The 22,850-nt window shown below is 70.0% G+C and carries 15 protein-coding genes and 3 rRNA genes; 8 read left to right on the forward strand and 10 right to left on the reverse strand.

Annotated features, from left to right (window positions below):
• The first annotated feature begins 199 nt into the window (after positions 1-199).
• Positions 200-772: a GNAT family N-acetyltransferase gene (locus tag OG294_RS16045; protein ID WP_327067180.1), complete on the forward strand. Its 573-nt coding sequence runs from the start codon at positions 200-202 to the stop codon at positions 770-772.
• A 61-nt stretch (positions 773-833) separates the two neighbouring features.
• Complete coding sequence (locus tag OG294_RS16050; protein WP_327067181.1) at positions 834-2,036, forward strand: winged helix-turn-helix domain-containing protein; 1,203 nt, start codon at positions 834-836, stop codon at positions 2,034-2,036.
• A gap of 43 nt (positions 2,037-2,079) precedes the next feature.
• Here the strand turns inward: OG294_RS16050 and OG294_RS16055 are convergent, their stop codons facing one another.
• Both OG294_RS16055 and hpf read right to left on the reverse strand, forming a co-directional pair.
• Positions 2,080-2,808 carry a response regulator transcription factor gene (locus OG294_RS16055; RefSeq protein WP_327067182.1) on the reverse strand — a complete coding sequence of 243 codons (729 nt, stop codon included), beginning with the start codon at positions 2,806-2,808 and terminating at the stop codon, positions 2,080-2,082.
• A gap of 200 nt (positions 2,809-3,008) precedes the next feature.
• Positions 3,009-3,701 carry a ribosome hibernation-promoting factor, HPF/YfiA family gene (hpf, locus tag OG294_RS16060; RefSeq protein WP_327067183.1) on the reverse strand — a complete coding sequence of 231 codons (693 nt, stop codon included), beginning with the start codon at positions 3,699-3,701 and terminating at the stop codon, positions 3,009-3,011.
• A 333-nt stretch (positions 3,702-4,034) separates the two neighbouring features.
• On the opposite strand from hpf, the gene OG294_RS16065 reads away from it, so the two are divergent.
• Positions 4,035-4,745 (forward strand): ComF family protein, encoded by a 711-nt coding sequence (locus OG294_RS16065; RefSeq protein ID WP_327067184.1) that lies wholly within the window; start codon positions 4,035-4,037, stop codon positions 4,743-4,745.
• Positions 4,746-4,768: 23 nt separating this feature from the next.
• Here OG294_RS16065 and OG294_RS16070 read toward each other — a convergent pair whose 3' ends face one another.
• From OG294_RS16070 to mtrA, 3 genes are read right to left on the reverse strand one after another with little or no spacing between them, the layout of a single operon-like run.
• Entirely contained in the window at positions 4,769-6,616 is a 1,848-nt protein-coding gene (locus OG294_RS16070) for an LpqB family beta-propeller domain-containing protein (protein ID WP_327067185.1), read from the reverse strand.
• Between the two features lie 22 nt (positions 6,617-6,638).
• Positions 6,639-8,774, reverse strand: a complete 2,136-nt coding sequence (mtrB, locus tag OG294_RS16075) for an MtrAB system histidine kinase MtrB (protein WP_442789170.1) — start codon at positions 8,772-8,774, stop codon at positions 6,639-6,641.
• Position 8,775: 1 nt separating this feature from the next.
• Positions 8,776-9,453 (reverse strand): MtrAB system response regulator MtrA, encoded by a 678-nt coding sequence (gene mtrA, locus OG294_RS16080; protein WP_035848644.1) that lies wholly within the window; start codon positions 9,451-9,453, stop codon positions 8,776-8,778.
• A 240-nt stretch (positions 9,454-9,693) separates the two neighbouring features.
• Between mtrA and OG294_RS16085 the strand changes: the two genes are divergently transcribed.
• Genes OG294_RS16085 through OG294_RS16105 form a run of 5 tightly spaced genes read left to right on the forward strand, consistent with a single transcriptional unit; the run spans position 9,694 to position 15,196 of the window.
• Positions 9,694-10,956 carry a hypothetical protein gene (locus tag OG294_RS16085; protein WP_327067186.1) on the forward strand — a complete coding sequence of 421 codons (1,263 nt, stop codon included), beginning with the start codon at positions 9,694-9,696 and terminating at the stop codon, positions 10,954-10,956.
• 4 nt (positions 10,957-10,960) lie between these two features.
• The gene (locus tag OG294_RS16090; protein WP_327067187.1) at positions 10,961-11,629 is read left to right on the forward strand and encodes a DUF4129 domain-containing protein; all 669 of its coding nucleotides are present in this window, start codon (positions 10,961-10,963) and stop codon (positions 11,627-11,629) included.
• Between the two features lie 26 nt (positions 11,630-11,655).
• Positions 11,656-12,858, forward strand: a complete 1,203-nt coding sequence (locus OG294_RS16095; protein WP_327067188.1) for a DUF4350 domain-containing protein — start codon at positions 11,656-11,658, stop codon at positions 12,856-12,858.
• Positions 12,855-13,841 (forward strand): AAA family ATPase, encoded by a 987-nt coding sequence (locus OG294_RS16100; protein ID WP_327067189.1) that lies wholly within the window; start codon positions 12,855-12,857, stop codon positions 13,839-13,841. The genes OG294_RS16095 and OG294_RS16100 overlap by 4 nt, the downstream gene beginning before the upstream one ends.
• Before the next feature lie 44 nt (positions 13,842-13,885).
• Positions 13,886-15,196 (forward strand): DUF58 domain-containing protein, encoded by a 1,311-nt coding sequence (locus OG294_RS16105; RefSeq protein ID WP_327067190.1) that lies wholly within the window; start codon positions 13,886-13,888, stop codon positions 15,194-15,196.
• Between the two features lie 24 nt (positions 15,197-15,220).
• Here the strand turns inward: OG294_RS16105 and OG294_RS16110 are convergent, their stop codons facing one another.
• From OG294_RS16110 to OG294_RS16130, 5 genes are all read right to left on the reverse strand, one after another.
• Positions 15,221-15,913 (reverse strand): transposase, encoded by a 693-nt coding sequence (locus OG294_RS16110; protein WP_327067191.1) that lies wholly within the window; start codon positions 15,911-15,913, stop codon positions 15,221-15,223.
• 84 nt (positions 15,914-15,997) lie between these two features.
• Positions 15,998-16,114, reverse strand: a 5S ribosomal RNA gene (gene rrf, locus OG294_RS16115).
• An 83-nt stretch (positions 16,115-16,197) separates the two neighbouring features.
• Positions 16,198-19,317: ribosomal RNA gene (locus OG294_RS16120) — 23S ribosomal RNA — on the reverse strand.
• A 276-nt stretch (positions 19,318-19,593) separates the two neighbouring features.
• A 16S ribosomal RNA gene (locus OG294_RS16125) occupies positions 19,594-21,115 on the reverse strand.
• Together the 16S, 23S and 5S rRNA genes form the textbook arrangement of a ribosomal RNA operon.
• Positions 21,116-21,665: 550 nt before the next feature.
• Positions 21,666-22,670, reverse strand: a complete 1,005-nt coding sequence (locus tag OG294_RS16130; protein ID WP_327067192.1) for a stage II sporulation protein M — start codon at positions 22,668-22,670, stop codon at positions 21,666-21,668.
• Positions 22,671-22,850 lie beyond the last annotated feature (180 nt).

A 22,850-nucleotide genomic window follows, 5' to 3' on the forward strand; every position in this document is an offset into this window, starting at 1 on the left:
GAGCAACGACTTGTACGGCGGGATCCACCCCACCGTACGGGCCATCGTATGCGAGGAGGCCAACGCGCCGGGAGGTGCGTCAGCACGCCATTCCGGTGTCACCCTTGGGAGCGGATCCCGCGATAGGTATCGATAGGGGTACAAATCGGGCGCGGGAAAGTCACTTTCAGCCCGTCGGCCCGCTGGCCATACTCCGTTCATGAGAACTGCGACCGAGGTGACGCCGACCCCGGTGCCCGCAGTCCTGGAGACCGAGCGGCTGGTCCTGCGCGCCCCGACCGCGGCCGACCTCGACGCGATCACCGCGGCCTGCCAGGACGCCGAGATCCAGCGCTGGACCGTCGTCCCCTCCCCTTACTCCCGTGCCGACGCCGTCTTCTTCGTCGAGCGGCTCGCCGCCGAGGGCTGGCGCAGTGGCCGCAGTCCGATCCGGCGCGTGCTGGAGAAGGGGACCGGCGCCCTGGTCGGCACCCAGTCCCTGGCCGCGCGCGGCCAGGGCGCGGCGGAGGTCGGCTTCTGGGTCGCCACCGGAGCACGCGGGCACGGCTGCACGGTGGAGGCGCTGCGCGCGGTGGCCGACCGGGCGTTCACCGAGCGCGGGCTGCGCCGCCTGGAGTGGGTCGCCTACGTCGGCAACGAGCCCTCGCTCGCCGTGGCCCGCAAGGCCGGCTTCACCCTGGAAGGCACCCTGCGCTCCTACGCCGCCCAGCGCGGTGTCTGGCGCGACTGCTGGATGGGCTCGCTGCTGGCCTCCGAGTGGGACCAGGGCTGACCCGCCCGCCGGGAACCCGGCTGCGCGTCCCGGTGTCGGTGGCGGCGCCTACGCTGCCCGCATGACCGCAGCGCCGCCGCCCGTCCTGACCCTCAGCGCCGACCAGGCCCGCCGGATCGCCCTGCGCGCCCAGGGCCTGCTCGGCGCGCCGGACCGCCGGGCCGGGGTGCGCGGCGTGCTGCGCCACCTCGGCGCCGTCCAGCTGGACACCATCTCGGTGCTGGCCCGCTCGCACGAACTGGTGCCCTACGCCCGGCTCGGTGCGGTCGGCCGCCCCGCCGTCGAGCACGCCCTGTGGGGCGCCCGGACCAGCTTCGAGTACTGGTCGCACGCGGCCTGCGTGCTGCCGATCGAGGAGTGGCCGCTGTTCGCCTTCCGCCGCCGCGACTACCGCGAGCGCGGCCACCTCTGGGGACACCAGGTGAGCCCGCAGGCCTACCGGGGCGTGCTGGACCGGCTGCGCGCCGAGGGGCCGCTGACCAGCACCGAGTTGGGCGGGGCCAAGCGGACGGCCGAGTGGTGGGACTGGTCCGACGCCAAGATCGCGGTGGAGCGCGCGCTCGCCTTCGGCGACGTGGTCTGCACCGAACGCCGGAGCTGGAAGCGGGTCTACGCGCTCGCCGAGCAGGCGGTGCCCGCCGAGCTGTACCAGCGCGAGCCGGGCGACCGGGAGTGCCTGACGCAACTGGTCCGGCAGGCGGGCCAGGCCCTCGGGGTGGCGACCCGGGCCGACCTGATCGACTACCACCGCCTGAAGTCCGCCCAACTGGACGCCGTGCTGGCCGAGTCCGGGCTGGTCCCGGTCGCGGTGGCGGGCTGGGGCCCGGGCGGCGGTCCGGCCACCGCCCCCGCCTGGGCCGACCCCGCGGCGCTGGCCGGCGAACCACGCGGGCGGCACCGCACCACCCTGCTCTCCCCGTTCGACTCGCTGGTCTGGGACCGGGCCAGGACCGAGCGGATCTTCGGCATGTCGCACCGGCTGGAGGCCTACACCCCCAAGCACAAGCGGGTGCACGGGTACTTCGCGATGCCGCTGCTGGCCGGCGGCCGGCTGGTGGGCCGGGTCGATCCGGCCCGCGAGGGCACCACCCTGGTCGCCCGCCAGGTCTCCCTCGACTCGCCCCGCCAACTGCCCGCGCTGGCCCAGGCGCTGCGCGAGGCGGCCGACTGGGTGGGCTGCACCGGGGTGCGCGTCGAGACGCTGACGGCCGAGGGCACGGGCGCCGGGTCGCTGCGGGCCGAACTCGACCGGCTGCTCGGCTGACCCGCCGCGCGGCCACCACCTAGGTGGCCACCTCCCGCTCAGCTCACCCTATTTCGAGGATCTTCTCCCGCATCGCGTAGACCACGGCCTCCATCCGGGAGTGCAGCTGCAGCTTCTCCAGGATGTTGCGGACGTGGTTCTTCACCGTGTTCTCGCTGATGAACAGCTCCTTGGCGATCTCCCGGTTGTTCATCCCGGTCGCCACCAGCTTGAGCACCTCGAGCTCGCGGTCGGTCAGCCGCGGCGCGGGCACCAACTCCCGGTCGTCGGAGCGGCGCTGGATCATCGACTTGAACTCGGTCAGCAGCTTGGCCGCCATCGACGGGCTGATCTGCGACTGCCCGTCGGCGACCGCGCGGATCGCGGTGGCCACCTCGTCGGTGGAGATCTCCTTGAGCAGGTAGCCGGTCGCCCCCGCCTTGATCGCCTCGTAGAGGTCGGCTTCCTCGTCGCTTATCGTCAACATGATGATCTTGGTGCTGGGGGCCACCTCCTTGATCGAGGTGCAGGCCTCGATGCCGCTGCGGCGCGGCATCCGCACGTCCATCAGGATGATGTCGGGCAGCAGGTCGGCCGCCTTGAGCACCGCCTCGGCGCCGTCCCCCGCCTCGCCGACCACCCGGATGTCGCTCTCCTCGGCGAGCACGATCTCCAGCCCGCGCCGGAAGAGAGCGTGATCATCCACCACCAGGACGCGGATCGGCTCGCCGCCCCGTGGCGCGTACGCGGGCTCCACGCTCTCGCCGCCGCCACCCTCGAACCGGTCCGCCATCCGCCCCTCCCCGTTGCCGAAAGCTGTGGGCCTCATCATTCCACGCCCTCGACGGCCGAACTCAACCGTCGATCGGCGGGGTCCCCCGGACGGGTGCGGCGCGGGACGACGGGCGCGGGCGACCACGGGCACGAACGACGAACCGGCGGCCGGTCCTCAGCCGGCCGCCGGAACTGTCCGTCGCTACGGGGTGAATGCGGTCAGCGGTCGGCCGCCGTGTTGATCGCGCCGCCGGCACCGCCGATGTCGCCGTCCGGCTCCAGGCCGTCGGCCTTCAGGTGGATGACGCCGTAGTCGTAGCCACGGCGGCGGTAGACCACGCTCGGCAGCCCGCTGTCCTTCTCCACGAAGAGGTAGAAGTCATGGGCGACCAGCTCCATCGCGTGCAGCGCCTGAGCCAGCGTCATCGGCGAGGCGCTGTGGGTCTTCTCGCGGACCACCAGCGGTCCTTCGCCCTCCACCTCCAGCGAGGGCGCCACGGTCTTGCGCACCGGTGCCTCTTCCAGGTCCTCCACGGTCGCCGTGCCGGGCAGCGCCGCGATCCGCGCGGTGGCCTCGGCCACGCTCAGCGGCGTGGTGCGGGCGCCGTGGTGCACCCGGCGCCGGTCGGCGGACTTGCGCAACTGCGCGTCGAGCTTCGCCGAGGCCAGGTCCAGCGCCGCGTAGGGATCCGCGGCAGCGGCCTCGGCCCGGATCACCGGGCCACGAGTGCGGACGGTGATCTCCACCCGGTCGGACCGGTCGGCCTGGCGCGGGTTGTGTTCCTTGGACACCTCGACGTCAAGGCTGATCACCTTGCCGTCGAACCTCTGGACCTTCTCCAGCTTTTCGGCCACGTGCTCGCGGAACCTCTGGGGCACCTCGGTCTTGCGGCCCTTGACGACGATGTCCACGCAGAACTCCGATCCCTCGTGCTGACGCCGATCCGGACTACCGGACCGGGCTGAGACCCAGCCTGACCAGCCACTCTGCCGTCGGCCTACCGTCTGGTCCACGGACCTGACGGGCCGGGCCCTCACCCACTTACTCCCCACCAGGGGAGCTTGAAACCCCCTAGGAGCCTCATCAGACACCCGGGTCGGTCTTTTCGCCTCCTCAGCGGGACCCTAGGCGCGCGGGCTGCGGCCGGACAGCTGTTCACCCCTGTCTACCCCCCATCGAGTGAAGTGAGGGTAAATATCTGGACAACTCCGCCCAGACGGCCCATCATGGCGCCACTACGCAGCGTGACCATCTATCCGGGAGGTGTCATGTCCGGCGCCCTGCTCGATCTCCTGCTCCCCGCCAGCTGCGCCGGCTGCGGCGAACCGGGCAGCCAGCTCTGCCCCGTCTGCCGCGCGCTGCTCGCCGGGCTGCGCGCCGCACCTGCCGCAGCCCACCCGACGCCGCCCGGCCTGCTCCCGCTGCACTCCTGCGCGGTCTACCGCGATCCGCTGCGCCGCCTGCTGATCGCCCACAAGGAGCGCGGCGCGCTGCGGCTGGCCGGGCCGCTGGGCGCGGTGCTCGCCGAGGCGGTGCGCGGCGCGCTCACCGAGGCGGCGCCCGGGCCGCACCGGCACCCGGTGCTGCTGGTCCCGGTCCCCTCCGCCCGGCACGCCGTGCGGGCCCGCGGCCAGGACGCCACCCGGCGGCTGGCCCGCAGCGCCGCCGGTCGGCTCGGCCGCAACGGGCTGCCCTGCCGCGTGGCCCCGGTGCTGCGCCAGCACCGGCCGGTCGCCGACCAGGCCGGCCTCGGCGCGGGGCAGCGCCGGGCCAACCTGCACCGCGCGCTGACCGTCCCGCCCCGCTTCCACACCGCGCTGCGCGGCCGTCGCCTGGTCCTGGTGGACGACCTGGTGACCACCGGTGCCAGCCTCGCCGAGGCCGCCCGGGCCCTGCGCGCGGCCGGCGCCCCACCGCTGGCCGCAGCGACGGTGGCCGCCACCGCCCGCCGGTAGCCGCGGCGCCGCCATGCCCCGGGCTACCCGGGGTAGGTCGGCATGACCCCGTCCTTGCCGTAGACCTTCCACTGCGGCTGGCCCACGACGCTGAGCGAGTAAATGGTGTGGTCCGGGTCCTTGGAGTCGGCCAGCACCGCGTCGTCGCGGTCCTCGGCGGCTCCCACCGTCGTCATCCCGTCCACCGACTGCAGCGGGTTGTCCGCCCCGGGCGAGCCGTCAGTGGGCACGTAGTGCAGCTGCGGCACGCTCTCGACCTGCTTGCCGAGCACCAGCAGCTGGTCCGGATCGGTCCAGGACACCGAGGTCACGTCCGACAGCTCCGGCGCGATCGGCCGCACCCCCACGATCGAGACGGCCGACGGCGAACTGCCGCCGCGCTGCACCAGTCCGATCGCCAGGGTGCGGGCACCGCTGGCGGAGTCGCGCAGCAGCAGTGCGGCCCGCGTGCTGTCGGAGGAGAGCTTGATGGTGTCCACCGTGCTGCCGGCCGGCACGCCCACCTGGACGGCGGTGCGGTTCTGCCCGCGCACCAGCCAGACCTGCGGGGCGGCCGGATCGCGGTCCACCACCCACAGACCGCCGAGCCCGTCCCAGCTGGGCGAGGCCAGCCCCTGTGCGGCGTGGCTGGTGAGCAGCGGGGTGCCGAGCTGCTTGGCCGAGTCGTCCAGGTTGGCCACGTACAGCGCCTTGCCGTCCTCGCTGATCACGGCGGCGGCCTTGCCGTCGCGCCGCACCGCGAACGGCCCCTGCACCCGGCCGCCGACCGGTGCCAGCGGGGCGGGCCTGGTGGCCGCCCCGAGCACGCCGGGCACCGGGGTGCCGGCGGTGTCCAGGCGCTCCAGCTGGCCGGTGTCCGCCTTGCGGGCGTACGGCTGACCGCCCACCCCCGTGCTGTCGGCCAGCGCCCCGGGCGCCCACGGCAGGGCCTTGGCCGCCGTCGAGGGGAGGTCGCAGCTCCCGTGCTTGCTCTTCAGCGTCACCCGTTCGAGCGAACCCGGGCCGTTCAGGCTGGCCAGCGTGAAGTAGAGCTGCGCCACCATCTGCTGGCACTGGCGCGCGCTGGTCACGAAGTCGACGCCGTTGACCTGCAGCTGGGGCTTGGTCGGGTCGCTGGTGTCGACGGTGGCGGCCGGCTCGCTGCCGTCGAAGGCCGACCGGACGGCCGGGCGCAGCCAGTCGGAGGGCCCCTGGGCGAGCGCGGCGGCCGCGGCGGAGGCCGGGTCGATCCGGCGCCGGATGAAGATCGGGTCCGGCACCAGGACCGGCGGGTCGCCGCCGTTGCCCGAGGGATCGGGCAACGAGAAGAAGTACCGGTCCACCTGCTGGTAGGCATTGTGGAAGTTGGTCTGGTTGAGGATCAGCGTGCTCGGCAGGTCGGTGATCCGCCACTGCGCCTTGGCCGGCGCGTCCTTGCCGTCCTTGTCGGCGTCCTTGGCCACGTTGATCAGCGTGAAGTCGGCGGCGAACTGGTCGCTCTTGGGCTGGTAGGTGTGCTTGGCGTCCAGCGTGGCCACCTCCTGCGAGCGCAGGGTGACCGTGGCGTGGTCGAGGTCGCCGTCCCCGGAGGACTGGTGCGGGGTGGTGTCGTAGAGCACCACCGCGCCGCTGTCCGGCTGCCAGGTCTTGACCGCCTCGGGCGTCAGGTACTGCCGGGCGGTCTGGTAGTCGTGCTCGTCCGAGATCGAGGCGTCCAGGAAGTTCTGCAGCACCTCGCGCGGCGACTGGCCGTCGCGCGGCGGCACCGGGATCACCCGGACCTGCACGCCCTGGTCGGAGCTCGGCGGCGGGCTCACCGCCTGCGGCTCGCCGCTGTCCGGCATGGTCGCGCAGCCCGCCGCGAGCAGCACCGTCAGCGCGACCCACGGCACGGCCGCCCCCCGGCGCCGCCGGCTAGGGCCTGTCCTGCTGCTCCCCACCCCGCGCCCCCTTAGCGCTCGTGTCCTCGGCGTCCTGCGCCGCACCGCTCGCCGGCTCGTGCCGGCCTTGCCCGACGTCGCCGTCCGGCGTCTTCGCCCGCCCCGGATCCACCACGACTTGGGCACCGGTGGCACCGTACCCGCCGCTCGCTGCGCGGACGTCGGACGGGTCGGCCACCACCGGGACGGCGGGCAGCCGCCGGGGCCCGAGCCCCGCCCCGCCGATGCTCAGTACCCCGCCGAGCCCGGGCCCGAGCCCGCCCCCGGCACCGCCCGGGGTCTCCGGGATCACCGTCGGCACACCACCCGCGGTCAGCGCGGTCGCCCCGCTCGGCAGCGCCCGCCGGTACGGGGTGCCCTGGGCCCGCAGGCCGCGGTTGTACCGGGAGTCCTCGGGCTCCAGCCGGAACGGCGCCCGGCCGATCTCGCCGCCGCGGGTGCGCGGCAGGGTGAGCCGGAAGTGCGAGCCGCCGCCCGGTTCGCCCCAGGCCTGCAGCCAGCCGCCGTGCAGGTGCGCGTCCTCGACCGCGATCGACAGGCCGAGGCCGGTACCGCCGGTGGTCCGCACCCGGGACGGGTCGGCCCGCCAGAACCGGTGGAAGACCCGGGACGCCTCGCCGGGCTTGAGCCCGATGCCGTAGTCCCGCACGCCGACCGCGACCGCCCCGTCGGCCGAGCCCAGCCGCACCACCACGTCCCGGCCCTCGCCGTGCTCCAGCGCGTTGACCACCAGGTTGCGCAGGATCCGCTCGATCCGGCGCGGGTCGACCTCGGCCACCACCGGCTCCTCGGCGCCCGCCAGCAGCACCTTGCTGCCCTTGAGCCGGGCCAGCGGGTCGGCCGCCTCGACCACCCGCTGCACGACGTCGCGCAGGTCCACCGGCTCGGCGTCCAGCACCGCGGCCCCGGCGTCGAACCGGCTGATCTCCAGCAGGTCGGCCAGCAACGACTCGAAGCGGTCCAGCTGGCCCTGCAGCAGCTCGGCCGAGCGGGCCGCCATCGGGTCCAGGTCCTCGCGGCTGTCGTAGATCAGGTCGGCGGCCATCCGCACGGTCGTCAGCGGCGTGCGCAGCTCGTGCGAGACGTCCGAGACGAACCGGCGCTGCACCCGGGAGAGCTCTTCCAGCTGCCGGATCTGGGTCTGCAGCGCGTCGGCCATCCGGTTGAAGGAGCCGCCGAGCCGCGCGATGTCGTCGGTGCCGGTGACCTTCATCCGCTCTTCCAGGTGGCCGTCCGCCAGGCGTTCGGCGATCCCGGCGGCCATCCGCACCGGGGTGACCACCTGGCGCACCACCAGCCAGGCGGTGCAGCTGACCAGGATCACGATGAAGACGCCGGCGGTGGCCACCGTGCCGGTGACCAGGCTCAGCGCGTTGTCCTCCTGGGCGAAGGAGAAGGCGAAGTAGAGCTGGTACTTCTCGCCCGCGGGCCCGTGCAGCTGCTTGCCGATCACCAGGCCCGGCTCGGAGCGGTACTGCCCCGGCTGTCCCGCGATGTCGCGGTGGATGGTGGTGGTCTGCTCGTGCGCCCGGTTCGGGTCCTGGGCCACCTGCTCCTGCAGGGCCTGCGTGATGCTGTTGCGGTTGACGTCGCCCGAGGCCCGGGCGCTGAGCAGCCCGGCGTCGGCCGTCTGGTCGGTGGAGGGCACCAGGCCGATCACCGAGTAGACGCCCTGGCCACCGCTGGCCAGGCTGGCCACCTGGTCGGCCAGCCAGGTGCCGGTCTCGCTCGGGCTGGGATCGGTGGGGCTGCCGGTCTTGGCCCGCTGCGCGGCCAGCGCGTCGCTCTGCATCTGCGCGGTGGTGAAGCCACCGCTGGCCTGGTTCTCGGAGGCGTGCTTCTTGGTGTCCAGCAGTCCGGTGCGGACCTGGGCCATCACCACGATCCCGAGCACCACCACCAGCGCGACCGACAGCAGCATGGTGGCCGCGACCACCCGCAACTGGATCGAGCGGCGGTAGAGCGCCGAGGCCTGCCGCAGCGGACTGCCCGCACGCCGGCTCAGCAGCCCGAGCGGCGAGAGCGGCTTGCGCCCGCTGGTCGATCCCCCGAGAAGCGCCTCCCCGTCGGCCCCAGGGCCCGACGGGGAGGGGTGAGCCTGATACGTCACGTCAGCTGGGTCCGGCCTTGTATCCGACCCCGCGCACGGTGACCACGATCTCCGGGCGCTCCGGGTCCTTCTCGATCTTCGAACGCAGGCGCTGGACGTGCACGTTCACCAGCCGGGTGTCGGCCGCGTGCCGGTAGCCCCAGACCTGCTCCAGCAGCACCTCGCGGGTGAACACCTGCCAGGGCTTGCGGGCGAGCGCGACCAGCAGGTCGAACTCCAGCGGGGTGAGCGGGATGCCCCGACCGTCCCGCTTGACCGAGTGGCCGGCCACGTCGATCACCAGGTCGCCGATGGTCAGCTGCTCGGGAGTGGGCTCCTCCGCCCTGCGCAGCCGGGCCCGGACCCGGGCCACCAGCTCCTTGGGCTTGAACGGCTTGACCACGTAGTCGTCGGCGCCCGACTCCAGGCCCACCACGATGTCGACCGTGTCGGTCTTCGCGGTGAGCATGACGATCGGCACCCCGGACTCCGACCTGATCTGCCGGCAGACGTCGATCCCGTCGCGTCCGGGCAGCATCAGGTCGAGCAGCACCAGATCCGGCTTGGTCTCGCGGAACGCGGCCAGCGCCTTGTCCCCGTCCGCGACGAAATACGGCTCAAAACCCTCACCACGCAGCACAATGCCGAGCATCTCGGCGAGTGCGGTGTCGTCATCTACGACGAGGACGCGACCTTTCATGCGCCCATCCTCTCATTACCGGATTGTGACCTGCCGCACACCCGTGCCCATGGCCCGCTCGTCCCGCCGGCGATAGCGCCCATATCCACCCAAACTCCCGTGTTCCTCATCGCTGCCGACCCCGTTGTCGATCAGCAACCGGGCACCCCTGGGGTGCCTGCCGCCACCATGGCACGATGGGCCGCACGATTTGCGCCACACCACCATCCTGGGGCACCCGCTCCAGGCCGAGGAGCAGTGATGACCGACACTTCGGGCTGGGCCTCCCCCGGCTCGTCCGGGACCGACTCCTCCGGGACCAGCGCCGAGGGTGTCCGGCCACCGGCCGCCGCGCCCGGCGGACCGGATGCCGCGTCGGCCACTGCGCCCCCGCCCTCGGACGCCGCCCCGCAGGCCGCACCGCCGTTCCCCGGCGCCTACGGCCGCCCGCCGGCCGGCCCCACCGCCCCGCAGCCCGCGCAGGGCTGGGGCCCGCAGCCGGGGTGGGGCGGCCAGCCCGGCTGGGGCACCCAGCCCGGTTGGGGCGGGCAGCAGGGCTGGGCCGTCCCGCCGCCCAGCCCCAAGCCCGGCGTGATCCCGCTGCGCCCGCTGGGCGTCGGCGAGATCCTCGACGGCTCGATCGCCACCGTGCGCAAGCACTGGCAGACCGTACTCGGGCTCTCCCTGGTGGTCGCCCTGCTGACCCAGACCACGCTGACCTTCGTCGACTGGTGGAGCCAGCACGACTCCCAGGACACCGCGGGCCTGGTCGTGGCCGGCGTCGGCCTGCTGGTGGACGCGGTGGCCTCACTGCTGATGAGCGCGCTGCTGACCATGGTGGTCAGCCGGGCCATCCTCGGTGAGCCGGTCTCGGCCGGCGCCGCCTGGCGTGCCGCCCGCCCCCAGCTGTGGCGGCTGACGGGCCTGACCATGCTGGTGATGCTGATCGTGGTGGGCATCCTGGTCGCCGGCGCCGTCCCGATCATCGTGCTGGCCGCGCTCGGCGACGACGGACCGGCCCCCATGGCGATCGGCTTCCTGATCCTGCTCGGCGCGGGCCTGGTCGCGTTCTGGACGTACTTCCGGCTGAGCCTGGCCACCCCCGCCCTGATGCTGGAGAAGCAGGGCGTCAAGGCCGCGCTCGCCCGCTCCCGCAAGCTGGTGCGGGGGGCCTGGTGGCGGATCTTCGGGATCAGCCTGCTCGGTTCGTTCCTGACCGCCATGCTCGCCTCGGTGATCGCGATCCCGTTCCGGGCGGTCGCCGCCGTGGCCGGCGGCTCGCTGACCAGTGCGCTGGGCGGCACCACGGACCACCCGCAGCCGGTCAGCGCCCTGGTGATCATCGCGGTCGGCGGGGTGATCGGCTCGATGCTGACCATCCCGGTCCAGGCCGCGATCAACGTCCTGCTCTACGTCGACCAGCGGATCCGGCGCGAGGCGCTCGACCTGGAGCTCGCCCGGGCGGCCGGCCTGCCCGAGTACGGCGGCTCCGGCTGGGCCGGCCGGGACGGCGGGGCGGCCTGACCCGATGCCGACCTGGGGGGACTGGGTACGGGTCGCCGCCGACGCCCCGGTGACCGTGCCGCGCGACGCGGCCCGCGAGGCCGCGCGCGAGGAACTGCTGAAGCCCGAATACCACCGGCACGACCCGACGCTGCTGCAGCGGCTCAGCAGCTGGCTCTGGGACCAGCTGGACAAGCTGCTCGGCCAGCTCGGCAGCGCCGCCAGCAACGGCGGCACCGGGCTGGTCCTCTTCCTGGTGATCGCCGTCCTGATCGGCGCCGCCCTCTGGTGGCGCCTGGGCCGCCCGGGCCGGTCCGCCACCACCACCGGCACCCTGTTCGGCGCCGAGGGACCGCGCACGGCCGACCAGCACCGCGAGGCCGCCCGGCGGCACGCCGCCGAGGGCGACTTCGCGAGCGCCGTCCGCGAGCAGATGCGCGCGCTGGTCCGCTCCTTGGAGGAGCGCACGCTGCTCGATCCGCGCCCCGGCCGCACCGCCGACGAAGCCGCCGAGGAGGCCGGCCGCCACCTGCCCGCGCACGCCCCGGCGCTGCGCGAGGCCGCGCGCCTCTTCGACGACATCGCCTTCGGCGAGCGCCCCGCCGACCAGCACGGCTACCAGCAGCTCGCCGACCTCGACCAGGTGCTGCGCCGCACCCGGCCCAGCACCCCGGCCCCGGTGGGCGCCCCGTGACCACGAGCTCGACGCCCCTCCCGACGGTGTCCCCCGAACCGGTGACCCCCGCGCCCGCCACCACGCTCACCCCGACAGTGCGTCAACTCTGGCACCGCGGACGCTGGTTCCTGGCCGTTACCGCCATCGTGCTGCTGGCCGGACTGCTGCTGGGCGGTCTGGGCGACAGCACCGACTACCCCTCGCTCGACCCGCGCTCGGCCGACCCCGACGGGGCCAAGGCCACCGCCCAACTCCTGCGCGCCCAGGGCATCACCGTCGACACCACCGCGGATCCCGGCCAACTCGCCGTCCCCGCCCGGGACGACACCGTGCTGCTGCCGCTGCCCGACCTGCTGACCGACGATCAGCTGAGCGCCCTGGCCGCCGCCGGCCACCACCGCCTGGTGCTGATCTCCCCCGACAGCTCGGCGCTGGACCTGCTCGCCCCCGGTGTCGAGGTCGCCGAGAACGGCGGACTGCCGCTCTCCGTCAGCTCCGCGAACGCCGCCCAGCAGTGCGCGCTGCCCGAGGCCGCACAGGCCGGCAGCGCCGAACTCGGCGGCCGGCTCTACCGGACCGACGGCCCCGCCACCGGCTGCTACCTGCGCAACGGCTACCCCGCACTGGCCCGCACCACCCTGGCCAACGGCACCGAGGTGATCGTCCTCGGCTCCGGCCTCTTCCTCACCAACCAGCACCTGGCCCGCCAGGGCAACGCCGCGCTGGCACTCGGCCTGCTCGGCGCCCGGCCGCACCTCACCTGGTTCCTGCCCGACTACCAGGCGCTGCCGCCCGCCGAGCAGCAGAAGAGCTTCACGGACCTGATCCCGGACGGCTGGCGCTGGGCCGGCCTGCAACTGGCCCTCGCCACCGTGCTGGCCGCGCTCTGGCGGGCCCGCCGCCTCGGTCCCATGGTCAGCGAGGAGCTGCCGGTGGTGGTCAGGGCCGCCGAGACCACCGAGGGCCGGGCCCGGCTCTACCACCGTGCCAAGGCCCGCGGCCGGGCCGCCGAGGCACTGCGCCGGGCCGCGCGGAACCGGCTGGCCCCGGTGCTCGGCGTGCCGCTGACGGCCGGTGAACCCGAGCCGACCGCACTGCTCACCGCACTCGCCGACCGGCTGGGCGACCGGCGCGAGCCGGGCGGACCGCACGGCCTGCTCTACGGCCCGCCGCCCACCGACGACGCCGCGCTGCTGCGGCTCGCGGACGACCTCGATGCCCTGGAAAGGCAGGTACGACACCCGTGACCGACCAGACCGCCCCCGAGCGGGCCGACGCCGCGACCGACCCCCGCAAGGCGCTCGGCGCCCTGCGCGCCGAGATCGGCAAGGCCGTGGTCGGCCAGGACCCCGCCGTCACAGGCCTGGTGGTCGCGCTGCTCTGCGGCGGCCACGTGCTGCTCGAAGGCGTCCCGGGCGTCGCCAAGACGCTGCTGATCCGCACGCTGTCCACCGCGCTGCGCCTGGAGACCAAGCGGATCCAGTTCACCCCCGACCTGATGCCCGGCGACGTCACCGGCTCGCTGGTCTACGACGCGCGCACCGCCGAGTTCTCCTTCCAGCCGGGTCCGGTCTTCACCAACCTGCTGCTCGCCGACGAGATCAACCGCACCCCGCCCAAGACCCAGGCCTCGCTGCTGGAGGCGATGGAGGAGCACCAGGTCACGGTGGACGGCGAGCCGCGCCCGCTGCCGGTGCCCTTCCTGGTCGCCGCGACCCAGAACCCGCTGGAGTACGAGGGCACCTATCCGCTGCCCGAGGCCCAGCTGGACCGCTTCCTGCTCAAGCTGATCCTGCCGCTGCCCGACCGCGACCAGGAGTTCCAGGTGCTGAGCCGGCACGCCGCCGGCTTCGACCCGCGCGACCTGCACGCCGCGGGCGTGCGCCCGGTGGCCGGCCGCGCCGACCTGGCCGCCGCCCGCGCCGAGATCGCGGGGCTCACCGTCTCCCCCGAGGTCCTCGCCTACATCGTCGACCTGTGCCGGGCCACCCGGACCTCGCCCTCGCTCTCGCTCGGCGTCTCCCCGCGCGGCGCCACCGCGCTGCTGGCCACCTCCCGGGCCTGGGCCTGGCTGGCCGGACGCGACTACGTCACCCCCGACGACGTGAAGGCGCTGGCCCTGCCCACCCTCCGGCACCGCGTCCAGCTGCGCGCCGAGGCCGAGATGGAGGGGGTCACCGCCGACTCGGTGATCCAGGCCGTGCTCGCCCAGACACCCGCGCCGCGCTGATCCCCGCCGCCCGCTGATCCCCCGCTGCCCCTAGGAGTCCGACCGTGGCCCTCACCGGCCGTACCGCCCTGCTCGCCGCCCTGGGCAGCCTGGTCGTGGGACTCCTGCTGCCCTCCTGGACGGGCGTCGGGACGGTCGGCGCGGTCCTGCTGCTGGGCGTCCTGGCCGACCTGCTGCTCGCGGCTCCCGTCCGCACCCTGCGGCTGGCGCGCGAGGGCGACGGATCGGTGCGGCTCGGCGAACCCGCCACCGTCTCGCTGACCGTGGCCAATCCCTCCCGACGCCCGCTGCGGGGCCGGCTGCGCGACGCCTGGGCCCCCTCCGCCTTCCGGCCCGGCACCGAGCTGACCGCCTCGCGGCACACCCTGCTGGTACCGCCGGGCGAGCGGCGCCGGGTCGGCACCGCGCTGCAGCCCACCCGGCGCGGTGACCACCACGCGCACCGGGTGACCATCCGCTCGCTCGGCCCGCTCGGCCTGGCGGGGCGACAGGGCTCGCACCAGGTCCCCTGGACGCTGCGTGCGCTGCCGCCCTTCGCCAGCCGCAAGCACCTGCCCTCGCGGCTCGCGCGGCTGCGTGAACTCGACGGGCGCACCTCGCTGTTGAGGCGCGGCCAGGGCACCGAGTTCGACAGCCTGCGCGAGTACCTGCCCGGCGACGACGTGCGCTCGATCGACTGGCGGGCCAGCGCGCGGCGCAACACCGTCGCCGTCCGCACCTGGCGGCCCGAACGCGACCGCCACATCCTGATCGTGCTCGACACCGGACGCACCTCGGCCGGCCGGGTCGGCGACGCGCCCCGGCTGGACGCCGCCCTGGACGCCGCGCTGCTGCTCACCGCACTCGCCACCAAGGCCGGCGACCGGGTCGACCTGCTCGCCCACGACCTGCGCCCGCGCGCCTCGGTGCTCGGCCGCTCGGCCACCGAGGTGCTGCCCGCGGTCACCCACGCGATGGCCCTGCTGGAGCCCGCGCTGGTCGAAACCGACCTGCGGGCGCTGACGGCAGCCGTGCTGCGCATCGCCAACCGGCGCTCGCTGATCGTCCTGCTGACCGGCCTGGACGCGGGCCCCGCCGAGGACGGGCTGCTGCCGCTGCTGCCCCAACTCACCAAGCGCCACGAGGTGGTGGTGGCCGCGGTGGCCGACCCGCACCTGGACGAGCTGGCGGCGGGCCGGGGCACCCTCTCCGCCGTCTACGGCGCGGCTGCGGCCGAGCAGACCCGGGCCGACCGCCGCGCCACCGCCGACCGCCTCACCCGGCACGGCGTCACCGTCCTGGACGCCCCGCCGGCCACGCTGCCCCCGGCCCTCGCCGACACCTACCTCGCGCTCAAGGCCGCCGGGCGCCTGTAGCCACGCTCCGCGGCCATCCTCCGGTCAGCCGTACTGCGGCTTGAGCCACACGTGCGCGGTACCGGAACCGCTCTCCTCGGCCTCCGACACGTCCAGCTCGGCCTCGGCGGCGGGCTCGTCGCTCTCGTTCCGCTCGGCCGCCGGCATCCAGGCGGCGATCCCCTGGGACAGCGCCGTCGCCGACGACGTGTCGCCGTGGAACGCCTCCCGAGCCGCCTGGTAGGCGAACCACCGCTCGACGTGGGCGAGCCAGGCCGCCTCGCTCGGTGCGAAGTGCATCGTCACCCGCGGGTGGGCACGCAGCCAGTTGACCACCGTCGGCGACTTGTGGGTGAAGTAGTTGTCGCAGATCAGGTGGAGTTCACCGCTCTCCGGCAACTCCCGCTCCAGCTGCGACAGGAAGCGGCGGAACTCGACTCCGCGCCGCCGGCGGTGCAGCGTGCCGAGCACCGTCTCCGTCGTGCTGTCGAGGCTGTCCAGCAAGGTCTGCACGGTGGCCGGCAACGGTTCGGCCTGACGCTGCCGCAGCTCCTCACGGAGCTTGGGACGAAGCATCGTGTCGGCATCGACGCGCAGCACCAGCACCCGCTCGGGCGGCGCCAGGTACATCGCGGCCACCTCGTGCGAGGTCTCCATCGCGAAAGGGTCGGTGGACAGGCCAAAGGGTTCGGGACGCGGCGCGGGTTCGGGGTGGGCCTTGCGGCCGGGGCGTGCCATAGGCCGATCGTAAGGGCCAGCAGCACCCGTCCAGAACGCAAGAAAGCCCCCTTCCCGAAGGAAGGGGGCTTTCTTGGAATGATTGTTCGGCGGCGTCCTACTCTCCCACAGGGTCCCCCCTGCAGTACCATCGGCGCTGTGAGGCTTAGCTTCCGGGTTCGGAATGTAACCGGGCGTTTCCCTCACGCTATGACCACCGAAACACTATGAAACTGTCGACCGGCAACCATCCGCTTTCGGATGGGGGTCGTTGTTTCAGAACAACACAGTGGACGCGAGCAACTGAGGACAAGCCCTCGGCCTATTAGTACCGGTCAGCTCCACCCCTTACAGGGCTTCCACATCCGGCCTATCAACCCAGTCGTCTACTGGGAGCCTTACCCTCTCAAGGAGGTGGGAGTGCTCATCTCGAAGCAGGCTTCCCGCTTAGATGCTTTCAGCGGTTATCCCTCCCGAACGTAGCCAACCAGCCATGCCCTTGGCAGGACAACTGGCACACCAGAGGTTCGTCCGTCCCGGTCCTCTCGTACTAGGGACAGCCCTTCTCAACACTCCTACGCGCACAGCGGATAGGGACCGAACTGTCTCACGACGTTCTAAACCCAGCTCGCGTACCGCTTTAATGGGCGAACAGCCCAACCCTTGGGACCTACTCCAGCCCCAGGATGCGACGAGCCGACATCGAGGTGCCAAACCATCCCGTCGATATGGACTCTTGGGGAAGATCAGCCTGTTATCCCCGGGGTACCTTTTATCCGTTGAGCGACGGCGCTTCCACAAGCCACCGCCGGATCACTAGTCCCTGCTTTCGCACCTGCTCGACCCGTCGGTCTCACAGTCAAGCTCCCTTGTGCACTTACACTCAACACCTGATTGCCAACCAGGCTGAGGGAACCTTTGGGCGCCTCCGTTACTCTTTAGGAGGCAACCGCCCCAGTTAAACTACCCACCAGACACTGTCCCTGATCCGGATCACGGACCCAGGTTAGACATCCAGCACGACCAGAGTGGTATTTCAACGTCGACTCCACAACAACTGGCGTTGCCGCTTCAAAGTCTCCCACCTATCCTACACAAGCCGAACCGAACACCAATATCAAGCTATAGTAAAGGTCCCGGGGTCTTTCCGTCCTGCTGCGCGAAACGAGCATCTTTACTCGTAATGCAATTTCACCGGGCCTATGGTTGAGACAGTCGAGAAGTCGTTACGCCATTCGTGCAGGTCGGAACTTACCCGACAAGGAATTTCGCTACCTTAGGATGGTTATAGTTACCACCGCCGTTTACTGGCGCTTAAGTTCTCAGCTTCGCCCCGACGAATCAGAGCTAACCGGTCCCCTTAACGTTCCAGCACCGGGCAGGCGTCAGTCCGTATACATCGCCTTACGGCTTCGCACGGACCTGTGTTTTTAGTAAACAGTCGCTTCTCGCTGGTCTCTGCGGCCGGCCCCAGCTCGGGCAGCAAGTGCCTCCACCAGTTCCGGCCCCCCTTCTCCCGAAGTTACGGGGGCATTTTGCCGAGTTCCTTAACCATAGTTCACCCGAACGCCTCGGTATTCTCTACCTGACCACCTGAGTCGGTTTGGGGTACGGGCCGCCATGAAACTCGCTAGAGGCTTTTCTCGACAGCATAGGATCATCCACTTCACCACAATCGGCTCGGCATCAGGTCTCAGACTATGTGCAAGGCGGATTTGCCTACCTTGCGTCCTACACCCTTACCCCGGGACAACCACCGCCCGGGCTGGACTACCTTCCTGCGTCACCCCATCGCTCACCTAATACCCTGTTGGATCAGCGGCTCCACCACGTCCCATTGTCCGAAGACTCCGGGCCGGCTTCACGGCTTTAGCATTCAGAGGTTCAGCGTTGGCGCTTCAAAGCGGGTACGGGAATATCAACCCGTTGTCCATCGACTACGCCTGTCGGCCTCGCCTTAGGTCCCGACTTACCCTGGGCAGATCAGCTTGACCCAGGAACCCTTGGTCAATCGGCGCAAGAGTTTCCCACTCTTGTATCGCTACTCATGCCTGCATTCTCACTCGTATACCGTCCACGACTGGATTCCTCCGCCGCTTCACCCGGCACACGACGCTCCCCTACCCATCCACAGCGCCGTTGGGCGTATTCTGTGAATGACACGACTTCGGTGGTGTGCTTGAGCCCCGCTACATTGTCGGCGCGGAATCACTTGACCAGTGAGCTATTACGCACTCTTTCAAGGGTGGCTGCTTCTAAGCCAACCTCCTGGTTGTCTCTGCGACTCCACATCCTTTCCCACTTAGCACACGCTTAGGGACCTTAGTCGGTGTTCTGGGCTGTTTCCCTCTCGACCATGGAGCTTATCCCCCACAGTCTCACTGCCACGCTCTCACTTACCGGCATTCGGAGTTTGGCTAAGGTCAGTAACCCGGTAAGGCCCATCGCCTATCCAGTGCTCTACCTCCGGCAAGAAACACGTGACGCTGCACCTAAATGCATTTCGGGGAGAACCAGCTATCACGGAGTTTGATTGGCCTTTCACCCCTAACCACAGGTCATCCCCCAGGTTTTCAACCCTGGTGGGTTCGGTCCTCCACGCGGTCTTACCCGCGCTTCAACCTGCCCATGGCTAGATCACTCCGCTTCGGGTCTTGGGCATGCAACTCAACCGCCCTATTCGGACTCGCTTTCGCTACGGCTACCCCACACGGGTTAACCTCGCTACACACCGCAAACTCGCAGGCTCATTCTTCAAAAGGCACGCAGTCACGGCTGATCAGCAAGCTGACCAACGACGCTCCCACGGCTTGTAGGCACACGGTTTCAGGTACTATTTCACTCCGCTCCCGCGGTACTTTTCACCATTCCCTCACGGTACTATCCGCTATCGGTCACTAGGGAATATTTAGGCTTAGCGGGTGGTCCCGCCAGATTCACACGGAATTTCTCGGGCTCCGTGCTACTTGGGAGAAGCTCAAGTGAGCCGTACAAGTTTCGTCTACGGGGGTCTTACCCTCTACGCCGGACCTTTCGCATGTCCTTCGACTACCCATACGGTTTCTGACTCACCCGATCGCCGGCAGACGACCGAAGAACTTTCCCACGACCCCGAAGTGGCAACCCCTGCCGGGTCTCACACCACAACGGTTTAGCCTCATCCGGTTTCGCTCGCCACTACTCCCGGAATCACGGTTGTTTTCTCTTCCTGCGGGTACTGAGATGTTTCACTTCCCCGCGTTCCCTCCACATACCCTATGTGTTCAGGTATGGGTGACAGCCCATGACGACTGCCGGGTTTCCCCATTCGGACACCCCCGGATCAAAGCTCGGTTGACAGCTCCCCGGGGCCTATCGCGGCCTCCCACGTCCTTCATCGGTTCCTAGTGCCAAGGCATCCACCGTGCGCCCTTAAAAACTTGGCCACAGATGCTCGCGTCCACTGTGCAGTTCTCAAACAACGACCAGACACCCACCTACACAACCCAGCAAACACCAGGTCGGTCCGTGGGACCGGCACTGAGACAACGATTACTCGTTCCCTCAGGACCCAACAACGTGCCCGACACACCAGACTCAAGAAACGCTTTCCACGCCGAAGCAGTACTCACGAACCATCACCCAGTGTGCCGAATAGTCAACGTTCCACCCATGAGCAACCGTGCGAGACATTCGCTCGCATCCGGCCATGTGCTCCTTAGAAAGGAGGTGATCCAGCCGCACCTTCCGGTACGGCTACCTTGTTACGACTTCGTCCCAATCGCTGGTCCCACCTTCGACGGCTCCCTCCCAAGGGTTAGGCCACCGGCTTCGGGTGTTACCGACTTTCGTGACGTGACGGGCGGTGTGTACAAGGCCCGGGAACGTATTCACCGCAGCATGCTGATCTGCGATTACTAGCAACTCCAACTTCATGGGGTCGAGTTGCAGACCCCAATCCGAACTGAGGCCGGCTTTTTGGGATTCGCTCCACCTCACGGTATCGCAGCCCTTTGTACCGACCATTGTAGCACGTGTGCAGCCCAAGACATAAGGGGCATGATGATTTGACGTCGTCCCCACCTTCCTCCGAGTTGACCCCGGCAGTCTCCTGTGAGTCCCCATCACCCCGAAAGGCATGCTGGCAACACAGAACAAGGGTTGCGCTCGTTGCGGGACTTAACCCAACATCTCACGACACGAGCTGACGACAACCATGCACCACCTGTATACCGACCACAAGGGGGCGACTATCTCTAGCCGTTTCCGGTATATGTCAAGCCTTGGTAAGGTTCTTCGCGTTGCGTCGAATTAAGCCACATGCTCCGCTGCTTGTGCGGGCCCCCGTCAATTCCTTTGAGTTTTAGCCTTGCGGCCGTACTCCCCAGGCGGGGAACTTAATGCGTTAGCTGCGGCACCGACGACGTGGAATGTCGCCAACACCTAGTTCCCAACGTTTACGGCGTGGACTACCAGGGTATCTAATCCTGTTCGCTCCCCACGCTTTCGCTCCTCAGCGTCAGTAATGGCCCAGAGATCCGCCTTCGCCACCGGTGTTCCTCCTGATATCTGCGCATTTCACCGCTACACCAGGAATTCCGATCTCCCCTACCACACTCTAGCCTGCCCGTATCGAATGCAGACCCGGGGTTAAGCCCCGGGCTTTCACATCCGACGCGACAGGCCGCCTACGAGCTCTTTACGCCCAATAATTCCGGACAACGCTCGCACCCTACGTATTACCGCGGCTGCTGGCACGTAGTTAGCCGGTGCTTCTTCTGCAGGTACCGTCACTTGCGCTTCTTCCCTGCTGAAAGAGGTTTACAACCCGAAGGCCGTCATCCCTCACGCGGCGTCGCTGCATCAGGCTTTCGCCCATTGTGCAATATTCCCCACTGCTGCCTCCCGTAGGAGTCTGGGCCGTGTCTCAGTCCCAGTGTGGCCGGTCGCCCTCTCAGGCCGGCTACCCGTCGTCGCCTTGGTAGGCCATTACCCCACCAACAAGCTGATAGGCCGCGGGCTCATCCTGCACCGCCGGAGCTTTCCACCAACCCCCATGCAGAGGAAGGTCGTATCCGGTATTAGACCCCGTTTCCAGGGCTTGTCCCAGAGTGCAGGGCAGATTGCCCACGTGTTACTCACCCGTTCGCCACTGATCCACCCCGAAGGGCTTCACCGTTCGACTTGCATGTGTTAAGCACGCCGCCAGCGTTCGTCCTGAGCCAGGATCAAACTCTCCGTGAATGTTTACCCGTAATCGGGTCGACACCCGCGTTGAGCGGCACGACAACCACCGGAATAGGGTGGCCTCGCGCACTGCGTCCTCGCTAGTGTTTTACTTCAAAAGGAATCTCCAACCCCAGTCCGAAGACCAAGGCCGGGGATGTCAACATATCTGGCGTTGACTTTTGGCACGCTGTTGAGTTCTCAAGGAACGGACGCTTCCTTTGCAGCCACTTCCGTGGCCCCTCCGGGCGCTTCGTTCTTTCGTGTTCTCAGCTTATCAGATCCGATTCGCGCCGTTTACCGGCCGATTTCTTCTCCGAAATCCCGCTGAGGGGATTTCCTTTGGCTGACCAGCAAAGCCTAGCAAAGACTTTTTCCTGGTTTACCTCGGGGTTTGACTTGCCGGGCCGCATCCGTGGACGCCCTGCCTCGACTTGCCGTGTCGTAGACACTACAGCTCGTTCGGTCCTGTTGTCCAGTCCGAGCCAACCGTTCGAATCTACTAGCCGTTCGTTGCTGTGTCAACAGTTCCGGCGGCGTGAAGAGAAGACTACCAGGTCAGAAGGGGTCAGGCCGCCACCGGCTGGAGGTCCCCACGGTCGGCGGCGGCAACGTCGCCGGTCTCGCCGGCAGCCGCGGCTCGACGGCCCAGGACGAGGGCGTAGAGCAGGAAGAGCACCTCGGCCGTGACGCCGATGCCGATCCGCGCCCAGGTGGGGAGGCCGGACGGGGTGACGAAGGCTTCGAGCAGGCCGCTGACGAAGAGCACCGCGGTCAGGCCCATCGCCATGCCGATGGTGGCCCGGCCCTGCTCGGCCAGGGCGACGGTGCGCTTGCGCGGGCCGGGGTCGATCACCGTCCAGCCCAGGCGCAGGCCCATCCCGCCGGCGACGAAGACGGCGGTCAGCTCGAGCAGGCCGTGCGGCAGCAGCAGGCCGAGGAAGAGGTCGAGGCGACCGGCCGACGCCATCAGGCCGATGCCGACCGCGAGGTTGAGGACGTTCTGCGCCAGGACATAGAGGACCGGCAGGCCGAGGAAGACGCCGAAGACCAGGCACTGGGCGGCGATCCAGGCGTTGTTCGTCCAGACCTGGGCGGCGAAGGAGCTGGCCGGACGGTCCGTGTAGTAGGCCTGGTAGGCGCCGCCGGGCCGGGTCATCTCACGCAGTTGGCTGGGCGTGGCCATGCTGTCCCGGACCTCGGGGTGGGTGGCTATCCACCAGGAGATCAGCGCGGTGCCCAGCAGTGAGAGCAGCGCGATCGACAGCCACCAGCGGCGGGAGCGGTAGAGCGCGGCGGGGAAGCCGGCCGCGAAGTAGTGGCCCACCTCGCGCCAGCTGCTGGCCCGCCGGCCGGTGACCGCGTTGCGGGACCTGGCGACCAGCGTGGTCAGGCGACCGACCAGGACCGGATCCGGCGCGCTGGCCTGCACCCGGGCCAGTTGACCCGTCACCCGCTGGTAGAGGGCGACCAGTTCGTCCGCCTCCTCGCCACTGAGCCGGCGCCGCTTGCTGAGGGTCTCCAGGCGCGCCCACTGTGCTTGGTGGGCGGCGACGAAGACGTCCAGATCCATCCGGGTCACTCCAAGGTGGCGATGCGGCGCGGGGCAACGGCTGGGCTCAGCTTGCCAGAGGTCCCGGCGGGCGAGGCGGCCCTTCCCGGGCTTCTGGCGGCCCCGTATGTTGGGCCCCTGAAGATCGGGGGCGGGCGGCGGGCCCGTCTTCCGGATACCGGACGGAACGGGCTGGTGCGA

The sequence above is a fragment of the Kitasatospora sp. NBC_01302 genome (assembly GCF_035976515.1).
Lineage (GTDB): Bacteria > Actinomycetota > Actinomycetes > Streptomycetales > Streptomycetaceae > Kitasatospora.

Bases quoted from the DNA above. Each gene is read 5' to 3' on its own strand.
- OG294_RS16055 (WP_327067182.1), bottom strand. From the start codon at position 2,808: ATGGCGGACCGGTTCGAGGGTGGCGGCGGCGAGAGCGTGGAGCCCGCG.
- OG294_RS16130 (WP_327067192.1), bottom strand. From the start codon at position 22,670: ATGGATCTGGACGTCTTCGTCGCCGCCCACCAAGCACAGTGGGCGCGC.
- OG294_RS16085 (WP_327067186.1), top strand. From the start codon at position 9,694: ATGACCGACACTTCGGGCTGGGCCTCCCCCGGCTCGTCCGGGACCGAC.
- OG294_RS16050 (WP_327067181.1), top strand. From the start codon at position 834: ATGACCGCAGCGCCGCCGCCCGTCCTGACCCTCAGCGCCGACCAGGCC.
- OG294_RS16090 (WP_327067187.1), top strand. From the start codon at position 10,961: ATGCCGACCTGGGGGGACTGGGTACGGGTCGCCGCCGACGCCCCGGTG.
- OG294_RS16110 (WP_327067191.1), bottom strand. From the start codon at position 15,913: ATGGCACGCCCCGGCCGCAAGGCCCACCCCGAACCCGCGCCGCGTCCC.
- OG294_RS16045 (WP_327067180.1), top strand. From the start codon at position 200: ATGAGAACTGCGACCGAGGTGACGCCGACCCCGGTGCCCGCAGTCCTG.
- mtrA (WP_035848644.1), bottom strand. From the start codon at position 9,453: ATGAAAGGTCGCGTCCTCGTCGTAGATGACGACACCGCACTCGCCGAG.